Origin of the sequence: Mesorhizobium sp. M4A.F.Ca.ET.020.02.1.1 (assembly GCF_004022645.1) — a bacterium.
In the GTDB taxonomy this organism is placed as follows: Bacteria; Pseudomonadota; Alphaproteobacteria; order Rhizobiales; family Rhizobiaceae; genus Mesorhizobium.
In genome coordinates this window covers 1-2,169 of sequence record NZ_RZOI01000889.1, presented here as the reverse complement: position 1 = coordinate 2,169, position 2,169 = coordinate 1, and the positions used below count along the sequence as shown (strand labels likewise).

Genomic DNA, 2,169 nt, shown 5'->3' with positions numbered 1-2,169 from the left:
CGCCGGGCCAGTTCCTTTTCGGCCCGGGCGAGGTTCCGCTCAGCGAAATTGCTCCGCAATCGGGCGACGGGGTATCCTCCGCCTACGCCAAGGGGTCCGGCGGCGGCTTCGTCGGCGTGCAGATCAACGACGCCGACATCATCAGCAATCCGAACGTCTCGGCGACGATTTCGGCGACGCAGATCACCACCGTGGGCGACGTCACCGTCAGCACATCGGCGACGACCAACACCTCTTCCTACGCGGTCAACGGCACCGGCGGCTTCGTCGCCATCGGCGACGCCGATGCGCGGAGCTACCAGGACATAACAAGCGCGGCGACGATCAGCGACAACACGCGCATCGTCGCGGGCAAGAACTTCACGCTGGCTTCGGCGAGCAACGCCATCACCAGCGCGTCCTCGCAGTCGAGCGCCGGCGGCGCGGTCGGCCTGGCCGATCCGGTCACCGACGTGCGGATCGAGTACAACACCACGTCTACCATCGGCTCCAACGCCATCGTGCTGGCCGGGCAACTGGCCAAGGGCACGGCGAACGCCTCCGTCGATGTGACGGCCAAATCGACTGCCTCCGGCGTCGGCTTCGGCGGCGATGGCGACGCCATCACGCACGTCAATATTGGCACGCCCGATGGCGATCCGGACGCCGACCAGGCCGACGCCATCGTCTCGCTGGCGGCCAACGCCGTGCTCAGCGCGCGGCGCACCTCGCTTGCGGCGCGGGTCGACAAGTTCCATGTCTTCTCCGGCAGCGACGGGCGCGGCGCCGGATTCTATGGCGAAGGCGAGGCGGAAAGCACGATCACGGCACGGCCGGATGCGCAGGTGCGGATCAATGCCGGCGCCGACCTGACCGGTTGGGAAGGTGTCGACCTCATCACCCGCTACAACGACGTCGTCACGCATGCGAAATCCTATGCCCGCTCGACGGGCCTGTTCGGCTTCGTCGATTCCGACGCGCATAACGACACCGACGTCTCCTCCGAGATTTTCGGCGCGGCAGGCGCCTTGGTGACAGCCGGCCCGCGCGACAACAACGATGCCGTGCTCGGACACCCGGATTATCCGCAGGAACCTGGAAGCTCGGCCGAGCACTTGGCCCTGTTTGCCTCGACCGTGAACGGCTCGATCTCGCAGACGGATGACGCCGATCACAGCAAGCGCTCGCTCGCCGCCGGCGGGTCGAGCGGCAGCAGTCCGGATGACAGGCCGCAATCGATCAACTTCAATTCCGACGTGCTGATCCTTTCCGGCCGTGCACCCGAACTGGTCGTCAAGCAACTGGTCATCGGCGCCGACGGCGAGATCGATGTCGCGGTCGAAGTGTCGGTCAACGACACCGCGGGCGGCGGCAGTGCCACCGAAGGCCAAGGCAGCACGATCCAAAGCAACGACATTGTCGTCAACGACATCGTCAATCCGGGTCCGGGCGACGTGGTTTTCGATTCGAACTCGATGACCGGCGCAGGCGGCACCTGGACGTTCCGCGATACGTTGCAGCGCGTGTCGATCCGCAACGAGTCCGACAAGGACATCATCATCAACAATATCGATGTCGTCACCGACGAGCAGCCGCTGGCATGGCTCAATCCGTCGCAGAGCGTGACACTGACCTTCAACGTGGTGCGCGAAGTCGCGCCGACACTGATCGAGATCACCGACACCGGTGGCCATTCCGATATCTACATCAATGGTACGATTGAGAACCCGATCGGTACGACGTCGATAGTCAACACGGACGGATCGGTGCTCGCCACCAACGATCGCGGCGTCACCGGCAGTGATGGCCGCCAGTCGCTGATCCGCACGCACATCCTGAACATTCGCGCCGACGAGAACATCGGCGCGACCGGCACGCGAGTGAACATCGACATCGTCGACAGCGCCGGCCTGCCGCTCGGCATGGGCTTCGACACCGGCCGTGTCGCTGGCTTGACGAACCAGATCTTCCTCGGCGTCGAGAACCGTTTCTATACCGGTCAGTTGGTGCGCTACGATGCAGTGACCACCACCATCGGCGGGCTCACCGACGGCGGCTACTATTACATCATCGCTTCGCCCGATGGGCAGAGCGTCAAGTTGGCGACCACGTTGGCAAACGCCCTGGCCGGCACGGCCATCGATCTGGCACCGGCGGGCGCGCTGACCGACCTGCACAGCCTGATTTCGG

1 protein-coding gene is annotated in these 2,169 nt (G+C 64.8%); it reads left to right on the top strand.

Annotated features, from left to right (window positions below):
* Positions 1-2,169: hypothetical protein (locus EN742_RS38365; protein WP_189375701.1), on the top strand; the 2,169-nt coding region annotated here is incomplete at both ends.